Genomic DNA, 12,990 nt, shown 5'->3' with positions numbered 1-12,990 from the left:
GTGCAGATATAAAGCGCTTTGGCTACCTGCTTTGTGAGAGATCTCGCACACAAAGGCAGGCGATTAGTCACACTGGGGATTGACCTTCTACTTTAGCAAGCGATAATGGTGACAGAAAACACTGAAGGAACGACATGGCACGCGAACAATTAGGAATTTGTGCAGAAGCGAATTTACATGGCAGTTATCTGCTCATCAATGTGTTAGATGGCCAAGAAGCCATGCTGCGGCAAAAACTAACGCGGCTGCCGCAGATAATAAATCGTTTAGCCGATCACTTCTCCGAAGCCATGCTCAGCGGTGTGGTCGCCATTAGTAGTCATTTTTGGGATAGCCTGTATCCTTGGCAGCGGCCGGCCGGTCTTAGTGCGTTTCCCGAGTTTCGCTCAGAGCATTTTCAAGTGAGCCACAGTATGGCGGATTTATTCATCCAAGTGCGCTCAGATCGGACTGATGTTAATTACATCGCGCTGCAACAAATCTATCAGTTGATTAGTCCTAATGTCGAAATTGTCGAAAATTTATCAGGGTTCCGCTATCTGGACGGTCGGCAATTAACGGGCTTTATCGATGCCCCAACGAATCCACGCGGCATCAAGCGGCGCAAAGCGGCGCTTGTGGATCCGCTTAACGAACCTGTTTTTGCTGGTGGCAGTTATCTTTATTTTTATCGATTACAGTTAGATCAAAAACATTGGTTACAATTAAGCACGGAGCAACAAGAAGCCATCATGGGTTATCAAAAGCTCGATGGTAAAAAGTGCGCAGCGGATGCTGAAATCCGTAGTAGTCATTTAACGGCACAACATGTGGTATTAGCGCCAAATAATGCGATGTTGCTCGAGCAAAACATGCCTTATGCCAGTTTGCATACGCAAGGTGCATTACAAGTATGTTTTAGTGCCGAAAGTGATGTTTTTAGTCGGCTCTGGCGCAGTAAATTGGGTTTACAGCAATCGGGTATTTACGATGGCTTACTCGATTTTTGCCGTATTGATCTTGCAGCGGCGTTTTTTGTCCCTTCAATCACTTTTATGGAAGCCGCCGCCCGCGGTGAATTTACGGCGCAATCATCACACCTTCTCGAATAATTCGGTGACTTTTTGTAAGGTAAAATCGATATTTTTCACGCTGATCGGCGCGATAAAAATGGTATCGTCGCCAGCGATAGTACCCAATACGCCTTCGGCTTTGCCAACAGAATCCAGCAAGCGCGCAATAAGTTGTGCGGCACCGGGACTGGTACGGATGATAATCATCACATCGTTATGTTCAATATCCAGTACCAGCTGACGCAATGGGCTTTTGGTCGTCGGTACGCCCAGTTCAGGCGGTAAGGTGTAAACCATTTCTTGTTTGGCATTACGGGTACGAACCGCGCCGTATTTACTCAGCATGCGCGAGACTTTTGATTGGCTTACATTGTCAAAGCCATCATGCTTGAGGGCATCAACAATTTCACCTTGAGAGCCGAAGCTTTCTGTTTTTAACAAGGCTTTAAAGGCATGGATCAGGGCTTCTTGGCGGTTTTGTTTGGTCATGGCTCTCGGTTCAGCAATATTTACTGTGTTTGATACTATCAAATTTAACGCCACAATAGCAGTGACTGCGCTAAAATAGCTTGGTTAAGCTGCGGTAGGTGACATCTGTCTACTTTATCTGAAAAAAGGCTTAGACTTTAGGCGTAAGACATTTGTATTTTGAGCGTCATTTCAGTATTGTTGGCGCGGTTATTCTGAACTGTATAATTGGAGAGAAGCATGAAAGTTGCCGTATTAGGTGCTGCCGGTGGTATTGGCCAGGCACTGTCGTTGTTACTGAAGTTAGATTTACCTGCCGGCACAGACTTAGCCTTATATGATCTGGCTCCTGTTACTCCTGGTGTTGCGGTTGATCTGAGCCACATTCCTACAGCAGTAAACGTAACGGGTTATGGTAAAGAAGATCTGAACACGGCATTAGCCGGTGCCGACATCGTGATGATCCCTGCGGGCATGCCACGTAAGCCGGGTATGGATCGTTCTGATCTGTTCAACATCAATGCTGGCGTCGTGAAAACATTAGCTGAAGCTATCGTTGTGCAGTGCCCTAAAGCGTTAGTCGGTATTATCACTAACCCAGTGAACACCACTGTGGCCATTGCGGCAGAAGTGTTCAAGAAAGCCGGTACTTATGATGCACGTCGCTTATTCGGTGTAACTACACTGGACGTGATCCGCGCTGAAACCTTTGTTGCAGCCTTAAAAGGTAAAAACCCAACTGAAATCACTGTGCCAGTAATAGGTGGCCACAGCGGTACAACGATCCTGCCTTTACTGTCTCAAGTTTCTGGCGTGAGCTTCAGCGATGATGAAGTGGCAGCCTTAACAACGCGTATCCAAAATGCGGGTACCGAAGTTGTTGAAGCAAAAGCCGGTGGCGGATCAGCAACCTTATCAATGGGTCAGGCCGCTGCGCGTTTCTGTATTTCTTTAGTGAAAGGTTTACAGGGCGAAACAGTAAATGAATATGCTTACGTTGAAGGTGCGGGTGAACATGCACGTTTCTTCGCTCAGCCATTAGTGCTGGGTAAAAACGGCGTTGAGCAATTACTGCCAATCGGTCAATTAAGTGCTTTTGAAGAAAAAGCCATGAACGATATGCTGGGAACGTTAAAAGCAGACATCGCTTTAGGCGAAGAGTTTGTCAACAAAAACTAAGTTTAACTCAGTTTAAAAAAGGCGCTTAAAGCGCCTTTTTTATTGCGATGAGTGGCCCTGATAAAGCCTTAATGGCTGCGTGACACCGCAATGTCTGCCAAGGCAACTAAAGCCTGCTTAAAAGGCGAAGGTGCTAACTCGGCTAAAGCCTGTTGCGCTTTTAATGCTTCTTGCTGCGCTAGCTGCCGGGTGTAATCAAAAGCGCCCGTTTCGTGCAGCGCGGCCATAATCTCTGGCAAATGCTGCATACCATTGCGCTCGGTAATCGCATCGCTAATCAATTGTTGTTGTATGGCTGAGCCATGACGCATCGCATGAATTAATGGCAGTGTGGGTTTACCTTCGGCAAGGTCATCACCAATATTTTTGCCCAGTTCAGCGGCATCGGCTTGGTAATCTAATACATCATCAATTAACTGAAAGGCCGTGCCTAGGTGCATGCCATAGGCTTTCATGGCTTGTTCAACCGAGTCGGGCTGTGCAGCGATGATGGCGGCAAGTTGGGTAGCGGCCTCAAATAATTTTGCTGTTTTGCAGTAGATAACTTGCAGGTAGTTTTCTTCAGTAGTGGTAGGGTCGTTGATGTTCATCAACTGTAATACTTCACCCTCTGCAATGATATTGGTGGCATTCGCTAATACTTGCATTACGCGCATATTGTTCAGCTCAACCATCATTTGAAAAGAGCGGCTGTATAAAAAGTCGCCGACTAACACGCTGGCTTGATTGCCAAACAGTGCATTAGCGGTTTCTTTGCCACGGCGCATAGTCGACTCATCGACGACGTCATCATGTAGCAAAGTGGAGGTATGAATAAACTCCACAATAGCAGCAATGCTCAGATGTTGTGTTCCTTGGTAGCCCAAGGCTCTGGCGGCCAGTACCGCCAATAACGGCCGCAAACGTTTGCCACCACTATTTACAATGTAGATACCCAGTTGATTAATCAGCGCCACATCAGAGCTAAGCTGAGAAAAAATATGCTGATTGACCGCGGCCATATCGTCTGCGGAGAGTTGCTGTATTTCGTCGAGCGTCATCTGCTTCTAACTGCTAAAGTAATGAATGCTGATGATTCTACACTATTCAAACTGCGGGCTAAAATGAAATCTGGATCCTTTTCGGCGATAGTACGGATCCCCTTTTCTGATAAATGTTCGGCTTGCGAGTAAACAGCACTAACGTTAAGCCTTTAAATGTCGTTTTAGCGGTGCGCAAAAGCCTGTAACGACATCCAGAATTGATCTTTTGGGGCGGTGCTAAGGCGGCCAATGCGCTGTTGCAGCAGCTGAAAATAATCCCTTTCTACCCGCAATGCCGCGCCTAGCCCTAACCGCCTTGAAGTTGGCTGAACAGGCCTTGCTGCGTTAGAATGACCACAGCCAGATCTTTTTAATAATTGTGCTTGCGGCACTGGGGGAAATTGCGTACAATTCGCGCCCTGTGAATTGAATTAACACGCCCCTTAAATTTAAAAGCGTTGGCGTGCTTTGTACGGAGTTAACTATGTACGCGGTTTTCCAAAGTGGTGGCAAACAGCACCGTGTGACGGAAGGTCAAACTCTTCGTCTAGAGAAACTAGACTTAGAAACCGGCGCAAAAATCGAATTTATCCCACTGATGATCGCTAATGGCGAAGAAATCAGTATCGGCGCCCCTTTAGTTGAAGGTGGTAAAGTAGTAGCGGAAGTGGTCAACCATGGCCGTGGCGATAAGATTAAGATCGTCAAGTTCCGTCGTCGTAAGCATTCACGTAAACAGATGGGCCATCGTCAATGGTTCACTGAAGTGAAAATCACCAGCATCAGCGCGTAACAGGAGTATCGACACATGGCAAGTAAGAAAGGTGTAGGTAGCACTCGTAACGGTCGCGATTCAGAAGCTAAACGCTTAGGTGTTAAGCGCTTTGGTGGTGAATCAGTTTTATCTGGTAGCATTATTGTTCGTCAGCGTGGTACTAAATTCCACCCAGGCAGCAATGTTGGTATCGGTAAAGACCACACTTTATTCGCTTTAACTGAAGGTAAAGTGAAGTTTGAAGTGAAAGGCGAGCACAATCGTAGATATGTAAGCATCGTCAGCGAGTAAGCTGGATGGTTACAAAAAACCCCGCCTAGAGCGGGGTTTTTTATTATAAATTTTCTCCACTGTCTGACATGCGTTATACTGAGCAACAGTAAAACTAAGTCAAACCAGATCACAGTTAATCAGGACGCACCTCATGAAGTTTGTTGATGAAGCGATAATCCGTGTTGAAGCCGGCGACGGCGGTAACGGTATTATCAGTTTTTTACGGGAAAAGTTTATTTCCAAAGGCGGCCCAAATGGCGGTGACGGTGGTGATGGTGGTGATGTTTACCTACTAGCAGATGAAAACCTTAACACCTTGGTAGACTACCAATTTGAAAAGTTTCACGAAGCTGAACGCGGTGAAAACGGCGGTAGCGTTAACTGTACCGGTAAACGGGGTGCCGACTTAGTATTAAGAGTGCCTGTTGGAACGCGTGCTGTGGATGCCGATACGGAAGAAGTGATTGGCGATTTAACGGCAAATGGTAAAAAGCTGATGGTCGCTAAAGGCGGTTGGCATGGTTTAGGTAACGCGCGTTTTGCTAGTAGCACAAACCGCACGCCACGTAAAAAAACCAATGGTACGCCAGGTGAAATCCGTAATTTACGCTTAGAATTATTATTGTTAGCTGATGTAGGATTGTTAGGCTTACCCAATGCGGGCAAATCAACGTTAATCCGCGCCGTGTCAGCAGCTAAACCGAAAGTGGCCGATTATCCTTTTACCACCTTAGTGCCTAATTTAGGCGTAGTACGGGTTGAATCTCATCGCTCTTTTGTGATTGCCGATATTCCTGGTTTAATTGCCGGTGCTGCAGAAGGTGCGGGTTTGGGGATCCAATTCTTAAAGCATTTAGAACGTTGTCGCTTGTTATTACATGTGGTGGATGTGTTGCCTGCTGACGGTTCCGATCCGGCCGAGAATGCCAAAACCATCATTGAAGAATTACATAAATACAGTACAAAATTAGCGGCGAAGCCTCGCTGGTTAGTATTTAATAAACTGGATTTAGTATTAGAAGAAGAGTTAGATGAAATCATTGCTGAGGTCACTAAAGCCATTGATTGGCAAGGCCCGGTCTTTAAGATTTCAGCCGCGTCACGTGAAAACACCGCGCGTTTATCTAAAGATATCTTAAGTTACATTGAAGAATTACCTGCCGAAGAAGTCGCTGATCCTATTGCTGATCCTGTTACCTTTAAGTGGGATGATTACCACGAAGAAGCGGCAGCATTGGAAGATGACTTGGATGACGACGATGATTTCGACGATGATGACTATGATGTCGAAGTGATTTATCAGCGCTGAGTTAGCCTTATGCAAATAGCTATGATCGCAGCGATGGCGGCCAATCGCGTAATCGGTTTGAATAATCAGATGCCTTGGCATTTGCCGGCCGATTTAAAGCATTTTAAAGCCATGACTTCGGGTAAGCCGGTATTGATGGGGCGCAAAACCTTTGAATCCATTGGTCGTCCTTTACCGGGGCGTCGTAATATCGTGATCAGTCGTCAGCCGGTACCGGCTAACTGTAACGTAGAATGGGTGAATAGCGTTGAACAAGCTTTAGCGTTAGTAGCCGATGTGCCAGAAGTGATGATTATTGGTGGTGCTGACATTTACCGCCAGTGTTTACCTTTAGCGCAGCGCTTATATTTGACTGAAATTGCCTTAGACACACCAGGCGATGCTTTCTTCCCTGATTATCAAGCGGCAGGGCCTTGGCAGATCACGAGTGAGGATGTTGTGCCACAAAGTGATAGCAACCCCTTAGCTCATCGTTTTATCACCTTAGAGCGCTGCTAATAAAAGCATAGACAGAAAAAGGCCAGCTAACAAGCTGGCCTTTTTTATTGACGTGAGTTTGCGCGATTAGACTTTGAATTGATCGACCGAGCGACGTAATTCTTCGGCTAGGCTGGCCACCTCATGGCTGGAAGCGGATGTTTGATCAGCGCCGGTTGAGGTTTCTTCTGCCAGCGCCACGATGGCTTCTAATATTCCGCTGATTTCAATGGCTACTTGATGCTGCTCTTTGGCCGCACTGGATATTTGTTCACTCATATCGTGTGCCAAATGCACCGCATGCGTAATGCTATCGAGAGCTGATGTGGCGACTTCGGTTTTTGCGACACAGCTTTCTGCTTGTTTCTTCCCTTTATTCATCGCTTCTACTGCGGCTTGTGCACCACTTTGTAGCGCTTGGATCATGTTTTGAATTTCTTGGGTAGAAGCCTGTGTTTTACTGGCTAACGAGCGAACTTCATCGGCAACTACCGCAAAGCCGCGGCCTTGTTCACCGGCTCGAGCGGCTTCAATGGCGGCATTCAGGGCTAATAAATTGGTTTGCTCGGCAATGCCTCGGATCACATCTAAAATGCTACCGATAGCCGCACTGTCTTTATGCACCTTGTTAATCACCTCAGAAGCGTGATCGACTTCTTTCGATAACTGCACAATGATAGCTTTATTTTCTAATGAAATGCCTTTTACGCGTTCGGCTTCACTATCCGCATTTTTAATCTCGGCCAGAGCATCGTTCGAGCTTTGCAGCACGCCTTGCGCCGTACTGCTCATTTCTGTGGTGGCCGAAGCGGCTTGCGTGACTTGTGACTTTTGCTCGCGTATGGCTTCGGTGGTTTGCAAGGTAATGGTTGAGGTTTGTTCTGAGGCTGCCGCTAGCTGCGTTGAGCGGGAAATAATCCCTTGGATCAAGCTTTGTAAGCTGAGGTTAACCTGATTAATACTTTTTGACAGTTCGCCAAATTCGTCCTGAGCGTGCTGCGGCAATTGTTGGGTTAGATCCCCTGCTGCCATTACGCTGAGCATGGCATTAATTTTTTGCAGCGGTTTCACTATGGCGCTAACCGTACTAAACGCAATAAAGATAGCGATAACAATAGAACCCAACATCACCATAAAGATGGTAGTGATAGCATTTTGTACACTGCTGCTACTTTGTTGCTGAATTTGCTCCGCGGCGGCAGTGGTCGCTGTTAATAAGGTAGTTAAACGGCTAATGGCATCTTTGGTATCGGAATCGGCTTTCTCGAGCAGCTGGCTGGCATTGGCTTTACCGGTTAACAAGCGAGCTTTATTGGCAGGTATACCTTGTTGTTCATTTAAACCAGCCGATAGTTCAAGCATCTTAGTGGCTAATTCAGCGGGCATTGATACGCTGGCGGCTTGTTGCTGCATCACATTAAGCTGCTTTTGTAAGTCAGCTAAGCGAAAGCCAATTTCATTACTAATGGTGGCGGCAGTGCTGCTGTCATTGGTGCGGTTTAAATCAACCACGGTATTTAATAAGCTATTAATGCCGGTTTCCATTTGTGTCGCTGCGGTGTAAGCCTGCGGGAAACTACTGCGGACATTACTGATATCGGTAAAATCTAACAATAACGACGCCATATCATCTGCGGTCATTTCCAGATCGCTCATTTGCTGCTCAATCTGACTTTGTAGGCTGATATTATTAGCTAATTGTTGAAATAGCTGCTTTGAGATAGGTAAGAAACTGTCAAAAGCGGCGGTAACTTGCTGTGCAGCAGCCAGTAATGTCGGTTGCTGCTGTACGGTTTTATTTAATGCTGCAGCGGCGCTGTTATAGGTTTGCAGTTGGCTATCAAATTGTTGTTGTAACAAAGAGAGTTGCGCATTGTCGTTGACATGAAAAGCCTGCACGCCAATTTTGCTCATTAAAACAAACTGACTTTTCATCATGGCACTGTTTTCGAGGGCAGGGATCGAGATGGTGTTAACTTCGGCGGTCGCGTTACTCACGCTGTTTAAGCGTATATAAGCAGTAATACCAATAATCACTAATAGCACCGTAATGATGCTAAAGCCCCCAATTACGCGAGACTTAACGGTTAACTTCATGACAACTCCAATTTAAGCATATTAACTGCTATGTCACGGCTAGCAGCGGATCCATCGTGTAGCCGTTACTTGTTATTATTTGTTATCGACACTATACCTTTGTCGTGTTTCAACGCAATAGGCGGTTAATTGATTGCCCCAAACACAGCCGGTATCGAGTGCATGAATGTGTTTAATAGGGCTATAACCCTCTAACGCAGCCCAGTGTCCAAAGCAAATATCCATTTGTGCATGGTCTTGCCATAGCTCAAACCAAGGTTTCAGTTTTGATTGTTTATTTAAGCCCGATTTGGTGAGCAGTTCTAATGCGCCATCGGCTTGGCAAAACCGCATACGGGTGCAAGCATTAATAGTAAAACGCCAACGATCTTCCTGGGTGACAACATCGCGCCAACGGCTCGGTGTATTACCATACATGGTAGATAACAACAGTGTGGGTTGATGCTGTAACAGGGCACTGATCTCGGCGCTAGCACTCAAAGCGGTGCTGATATCCCACTCGGGTGCTAAGCCGGCATGCACCATCAGCAACTGGCGCTCAGTACACACTTGGATCAGCGGTTGTTGGCAAAGCCAGTGTATTAATTCCGGTAAATGTGCCGCTTGCTGTAAGGCGGTCAGTTTATCAGCGGCTTTAACCTTACTAAAACCATAATAGCTGGCGATAAAATTGAGGTCATGGTTGCCTAAAACGACGCGTGCTTTCGCACCTAAACCGCGCACAAAATCTAGGCATGCCAAAGAGTCGGGGCCTCGGGCAATCAGATCGCCACAGAACCACAACTCGTCATGTTCGGCTTGATAATGAATATGCGCCAGCAAGCGCTGAAGCGGTTCAAAGCAACCCTGCAAATCGCCTATAACGTAGGTGGCCATCAGTTCAAAATATGTGGCTGAGCCAATCTGAATAAGGGGATGGGGGTTCGAAATGATTGCTGTTTTTGGTCAATCATTTCATAGTAACCCTGCATGGTGCCGACGGGGGTTTCTAATACCGCGCCACTGGTGTAACTGTAGGTTTCACCCGGCGCTAATTGTGGCTGCACTCCGATAACACCTTCGCCAGAGACTTCGGTTTGTTTGCCATTGCCATCAGTAATTTGCCAATAGCGGCTTAACAGTTGTACCTGTTGTTCGCTTTGGTTAGTGATATTGACACAATAGGCAAAGACATAACGCTGCTCAGCCGGATCAGACTGAGCGCCTAAATAAAAACTATCCACGGATACGGTAACTTCTTGCTCAAGGCTCATTAGCACTTTCCTGCTCTGCAAGCCACTGGGCAACTTTAACAAATTCTGCAACGGAGAGTTGCTCCGGTCGTAATGATGGATCAATTCCCAGCGCGGTTAATTGCTCAGCAGTGGCAAAATTACTAAAACAATTTCGTAAGGTCTTGCGGCGTTGATTAAACGCCTCTAGGCATACACGGTTCAATATTGCGGGATCCACTTTAGCGCGATCGGCAATGTTAAACGGGATTAAGCGCACAACGGCTGAATCCACCTTCGGTGCAGGTTTAAAGGCACCTGGGCCCACTTGCACCACAGGAATGGCCTGACAGTAATACTGGGTCATTACACTGAGTCGACCAAAGGCTTTACTGCCATGCCCCGCAGTCATTCGATCAACGACTTCTTTTTGTAGCATAAAGTGCATGGTATCGATCTGGTCGGCAAATTCAAATAAATGAAATAATAGTGGGGTAGAAATATTGTACGGTAAATTACCAAATACTTTGAGTTTCTGACCCGGCTGCACCAGTTGGCTAAAATCAAACTTCATGGCGTCTGCTTGATAAATGGTTAATTTATCAGCCATGTCAGGATGTTGGCGTAAACGTTCTGCAAGATCGCGATCAAGCTCAACCACGGTAAGCTTACCGGCTTCAGCAACGACCGGTTCAGTTAAGGCACCAAGTCCCGGGCCTATTTCAACTAACACATCCGTCGTTTTCGGTGCTATGGCTTTAACAATTCGGCCAATTACATGGGGATCGTGTAAGAAGTTTTGGCCAAAGCGTTTTCGGGCACGGTGGCCCTGATGTACATTATCTGTCATGGATTCGTGGTTCGTTGAGCCAATTGAATGGCTTGGGTCACGGCATGAAACAGGCTGCCAGGATCGGCTTTGCCCGTTGCTGCCAAATCTAGAGCGGTACCATGATCAACGGATGTTCGGATCAAGGGTAAGCCTAGGCTAATATTAACTGAACGGCCAAAACCTTTGTATTTCAATACCGGGAGGCCCTGATCATGATACATCGCGAGTACAGCATCTGCTTCGTTCAGGTATTTGGGTTGAAATAAGGTGTCAGCAGGTAAGGGCCCAATTAAGTGCATACCTTGTGCGCGGAGCTCTTCTAAAGCTGGCGTGATCACTTCGATTTCTTCGCGTCCTAAATGGCCATCTTCGCCGGCATGCGGGTTTAAACCGCAAACATAGATGCGAGGTTCGGCAATACCGAACTTTTGCTGCAAATCTTCATGCAAGATGGTGATCACTTTGTGTAAGCGTTCGCGAGTAATCGCTTTAGCAACGTAAGCCAGCGGAATATGCGTCGTGGCGAGTGCTACGCGTAAACCTTCAGTGGCGAGCATCATCACGACATAAGGCGTGTTTGATTGCTGTGCAAAAAACTCCGTATGGCCACTAAAAGGAATGCCTGCGCGGTTGATTATGCCTTTGTGGACAGGGCCAGTGACGATGGCCGCCGCTTCTGCGGATAACACCATATCACCGGCAGCACGCAATGTATCAATGACATAACTGCCATTAGCGGCATTTAACTGGCCAGGGATCACGGGTTCAGCTAGCGCAAACTCAGCAATGGTTAAAGTACCTGCGCGTTGCGGTTGAGGTGCGGCACTGGCTTGATAAGGTATAAGTTGCAGCGGCAACCCTAAGCTCGCCGCACGTTCTTGCATTAGTTCGGCATTGGCACAAACAACCAGTTCAACTGGCCAGTCTTGACGCGTTAACGCCAAGACCAAATCAGGACCAATGCCGGCCGGTTCGCCCGGGGTAATTGCGATACGCAGGGTCATTAATCTTCTGCCAATACTTCGATATACGCATCATCACGCAGTTCACGCAGGAAACTGGCTGACTCTTCGTTAAAACGGCGATTAAAAATCATCCGATACACTTGATTACGTTTTTTATCGGCAGTCGCATCTACGGTGCGACGATCTAGTAATTGCACAATGTGCCAGCCATGTTCGGTGCGGAAAGGCTCGCTCAGTTCATCAGGTTGTAAACGATTTAAGGTGTCACGAAACGCCGGGACATAAACATCTGTTTCACTCCAACCGAGGTTACCACCGTTCAGTTTTGAACCTGGATCTTCTGAAAATTGTTTTGCTAATTCCGCAAAATCCGCATCACCCGCGCGTAGTTTTGTGGCCATGTCTAAAAGCATGGTTCTAGCACGTTCTTCGCTAACGATAATGGAGGGTTTAATCAAAATATGCCGTGAATTGACTTCAGTCAGTTCTGCCACGTTTTCACCACGAATGTCAAAAATGGTTAAAATGTGAAAACCTGCGCCAGAGCGAAGTGGGCCAATTAAATCGCCTTTTTTACGACCACGAATACCTTCAGAAAACAAAGTGGGCATTTCGTTGATGTTCATCCAGTCTAATTGACCGCCCTCAAGGGCATTGGCACCACTGGATGAAGCGATCGCGATGCGACGGAAGTCACTGCCATCACGTAATAATTTTAGTACTTGATCCGCACGTTCGCGTGATTCGGTAATTTGTTCGGTAGTCGCTTGGCTAGGAATGGCGATCAGGATATGACCCAATTGGTATTGTTCGCTAATCGCACCTTGCTCTTCCATCAGTTTCACTAGGTTATCGACTTCTTGCTGGCTGATGTAGATGCGACGTTGCACATTGCCGCGTAATACTTCGTTGGTCATGATTTCTTCGCGCACTTTTTCGCGGAAGCGCTCGTAGTTGCCTTCTTCATTCGTCACTTGCTGACGGAATTGCTCCATCGTTAAATTCTCGCCTTGAGCGATATTACGAATCGTATCATCCAACTGGGCATCGCTGATTTGTAAACCCATACGCTGTGCCATTTGCAATTGTAAATTGGTCATTATTAAGCGCTCAGTGGCCTGAGTGCGTAAGGCTAAATCTGATGGGAGTGTTTGACCTTGTGCTTCAGCGTTGCGTTTAACTCGTTGTACTATTTCATCAACATCACTTTTTAAGATCACGCCGCTGTCGACAATCGCTGCAACTCGGTCGATTTCGCGTTCTGCTGCTGTCAGGGAAACGCTGGCAAAACCAAGCAAAACCACACAGATAATTTGCTGTAACTTCATAA

The 12,990-nt window shown here is 46.7% G+C and carries 14 protein-coding genes; 6 read left to right on the top strand and 8 right to left on the bottom strand.

Annotated elements, in window-relative coordinates; translation table 11 throughout:
* The first annotated feature begins 134 nt into the window (after positions 1–134).
* On the top strand, positions 135–1,091 hold the full coding sequence (locus L1N97_RS13900; protein ID WP_236130195.1) for a Dyp-type peroxidase: 957 nt from the start codon (positions 135–137) through the stop codon (positions 1,089–1,091).
* On the opposite strand, the gene argR is transcribed toward L1N97_RS13900, so the two are convergent.
* Positions 1,074–1,541: a transcriptional regulator ArgR gene (argR, locus tag L1N97_RS13895; RefSeq protein ID WP_226751986.1), complete on the bottom strand. Its 468-nt coding sequence runs from the start codon at positions 1,539–1,541 to the stop codon at positions 1,074–1,076. The genes L1N97_RS13900 and argR overlap by 18 nt on opposite strands.
* Positions 1,542–1,760: 219 nt before the next feature.
* Between argR and mdh the strand changes: the two genes are divergently transcribed.
* Positions 1,761–2,699 carry a malate dehydrogenase gene (mdh, locus tag L1N97_RS13890; RefSeq protein ID WP_236130194.1) on the top strand — a complete coding sequence of 313 codons (939 nt, stop codon included), beginning with the start codon at positions 1,761–1,763 and terminating at the stop codon, positions 2,697–2,699.
* Positions 2,700–2,767: 68 nt separating this feature from the next.
* Here the strand turns inward: mdh and ispB are convergent, their stop codons facing one another.
* Positions 2,768–3,739 (bottom strand): octaprenyl diphosphate synthase, encoded by a 972-nt coding sequence (ispB, locus tag L1N97_RS13885; protein WP_226751988.1) that lies wholly within the window; start codon positions 3,737–3,739, stop codon positions 2,768–2,770.
* A gap of 466 nt (positions 3,740–4,205) precedes the next feature.
* Between ispB and rplU the strand changes: the two genes are divergently transcribed.
* From rplU to folA, 4 genes are all read left to right on the top strand, one after another.
* Positions 4,206–4,514 carry a 50S ribosomal protein L21 gene (rplU, locus tag L1N97_RS13880; RefSeq protein ID WP_226751989.1) on the top strand — a complete coding sequence of 103 codons (309 nt, stop codon included), beginning with the start codon at positions 4,206–4,208 and terminating at the stop codon, positions 4,512–4,514.
* A 15-nt stretch (positions 4,515–4,529) separates the two neighbouring features.
* Positions 4,530–4,787 carry a 50S ribosomal protein L27 gene (gene rpmA / locus L1N97_RS13875; protein ID WP_226751990.1) on the top strand — a complete coding sequence of 86 codons (258 nt, stop codon included), beginning with the start codon at positions 4,530–4,532 and terminating at the stop codon, positions 4,785–4,787.
* A gap of 133 nt (positions 4,788–4,920) precedes the next feature.
* Positions 4,921–6,078 (top strand): Obg family GTPase CgtA, encoded by a 1,158-nt coding sequence (gene cgtA, locus L1N97_RS13870; RefSeq protein WP_226751991.1) that lies wholly within the window; start codon positions 4,921–4,923, stop codon positions 6,076–6,078.
* A gap of 9 nt (positions 6,079–6,087) precedes the next feature.
* Entirely contained in the window at positions 6,088–6,576 is a 489-nt protein-coding gene (gene folA, locus L1N97_RS13865; RefSeq protein ID WP_236130193.1) for a type 3 dihydrofolate reductase, read from the top strand.
* Positions 6,577–6,642: 66 nt separating this feature from the next.
* On the opposite strand, the gene L1N97_RS13860 is transcribed toward folA, so the two are convergent.
* From L1N97_RS13860 to surA, 6 genes are all read right to left on the bottom strand, one after another.
* Positions 6,643–8,652 carry a methyl-accepting chemotaxis protein gene (locus L1N97_RS13860; RefSeq protein WP_236130192.1) on the bottom strand — a complete coding sequence of 670 codons (2,010 nt, stop codon included), beginning with the start codon at positions 8,650–8,652 and terminating at the stop codon, positions 6,643–6,645.
* 75 nt (positions 8,653–8,727) lie between these two features.
* Positions 8,728–9,528: a symmetrical bis(5'-nucleosyl)-tetraphosphatase gene (locus L1N97_RS13855; protein WP_236130191.1), complete on the bottom strand. Its 801-nt coding sequence runs from the start codon at positions 9,526–9,528 to the stop codon at positions 8,728–8,730.
* On the bottom strand, positions 9,528–9,905 hold the full coding sequence (gene apaG / locus L1N97_RS13850) for a Co2+/Mg2+ efflux protein ApaG (RefSeq protein WP_226752394.1): 378 nt from the start codon (positions 9,903–9,905) through the stop codon (positions 9,528–9,530). Before apaG ends, L1N97_RS13855 begins: the two co-directional genes overlap by 1 nt.
* Positions 9,895–10,713: a 16S rRNA (adenine(1518)-N(6)/adenine(1519)-N(6))-dimethyltransferase RsmA gene (rsmA, locus tag L1N97_RS13845; RefSeq protein WP_229588048.1), complete on the bottom strand. Its 819-nt coding sequence runs from the start codon at positions 10,711–10,713 to the stop codon at positions 9,895–9,897. Before rsmA ends, apaG begins: the two co-directional genes overlap by 11 nt.
* Entirely contained in the window at positions 10,710–11,699 is a 990-nt protein-coding gene (gene pdxA / locus L1N97_RS13840) for a 4-hydroxythreonine-4-phosphate dehydrogenase PdxA (protein ID WP_229588050.1), read from the bottom strand. The genes rsmA and pdxA overlap by 4 nt, the downstream gene beginning before the upstream one ends.
* Complete coding sequence (gene surA / locus L1N97_RS13835; RefSeq protein ID WP_229588052.1) at positions 11,699–12,988, bottom strand: peptidylprolyl isomerase SurA; 1,290 nt, start codon at positions 12,986–12,988, stop codon at positions 11,699–11,701. Before surA ends, pdxA begins: the two co-directional genes overlap by 1 nt.
* Positions 12,989–12,990: the final 2 nt, after the last annotated feature.

The organism is Rheinheimera sp. UJ63, from assembly GCF_021568285.1.
Classification (GTDB): Bacteria; Pseudomonadota; Gammaproteobacteria; order Enterobacterales; family Alteromonadaceae; genus Alishewanella; species Alishewanella maricola.
The sequence above is the reverse complement of the archived record's forward strand: the minus strand, read 5'-3'. Positions and strand labels throughout refer to the sequence as shown.

What these genes read in the sequence shown, in the direction of transcription:
- L1N97_RS13900 (WP_236130195.1), top strand. Translation starts at nt 135, where the DNA reads ATGGCACGCGAACAATTAGGAATTTGTGCAGAAGCGAATTTACATGGC.
- argR (WP_226751986.1), bottom strand. Translation starts at nt 1,541, where the DNA reads ATGACCAAACAAAACCGCCAAGAAGCCCTGATCCATGCCTTTAAAGCC.
- mdh (WP_236130194.1), top strand. Translation starts at nt 1,761, where the DNA reads ATGAAAGTTGCCGTATTAGGTGCTGCCGGTGGTATTGGCCAGGCACTG.
- ispB (WP_226751988.1), bottom strand. Translation starts at nt 3,739, where the DNA reads ATGACGCTCGACGAAATACAGCAACTCTCCGCAGACGATATGGCCGCG.
- rplU (WP_226751989.1), top strand. Translation starts at nt 4,206, where the DNA reads ATGTACGCGGTTTTCCAAAGTGGTGGCAAACAGCACCGTGTGACGGAA.
- rpmA (WP_226751990.1), top strand. Translation starts at nt 4,530, where the DNA reads ATGGCAAGTAAGAAAGGTGTAGGTAGCACTCGTAACGGTCGCGATTCA.
- cgtA (WP_226751991.1), top strand. Translation starts at nt 4,921, where the DNA reads ATGAAGTTTGTTGATGAAGCGATAATCCGTGTTGAAGCCGGCGACGGC.
- folA (WP_236130193.1), top strand. Translation starts at nt 6,088, where the DNA reads ATGCAAATAGCTATGATCGCAGCGATGGCGGCCAATCGCGTAATCGGT.
- L1N97_RS13860 (WP_236130192.1), bottom strand. Translation starts at nt 8,652, where the DNA reads ATGAAGTTAACCGTTAAGTCTCGCGTAATTGGGGGCTTTAGCATCATT.
- L1N97_RS13855 (WP_236130191.1), bottom strand. Translation starts at nt 9,528, where the DNA reads ATGGCCACCTACGTTATAGGCGATTTGCAGGGTTGCTTTGAACCGCTT.
- apaG (WP_226752394.1), bottom strand. Translation starts at nt 9,905, where the DNA reads ATGAGCCTTGAGCAAGAAGTTACCGTATCCGTGGATAGTTTTTATTTA.
- rsmA (WP_229588048.1), bottom strand. Translation starts at nt 10,713, where the DNA reads ATGACAGATAATGTACATCAGGGCCACCGTGCCCGAAAACGCTTTGGC.
- pdxA (WP_229588050.1), bottom strand. Translation starts at nt 11,699, where the DNA reads ATGACCCTGCGTATCGCAATTACCCCGGGCGAACCGGCCGGCATTGGT.
- surA (WP_229588052.1), bottom strand. Translation starts at nt 12,988, where the DNA reads ATGAAGTTACAGCAAATTATCTGTGTGGTTTTGCTTGGTTTTGCCAGC.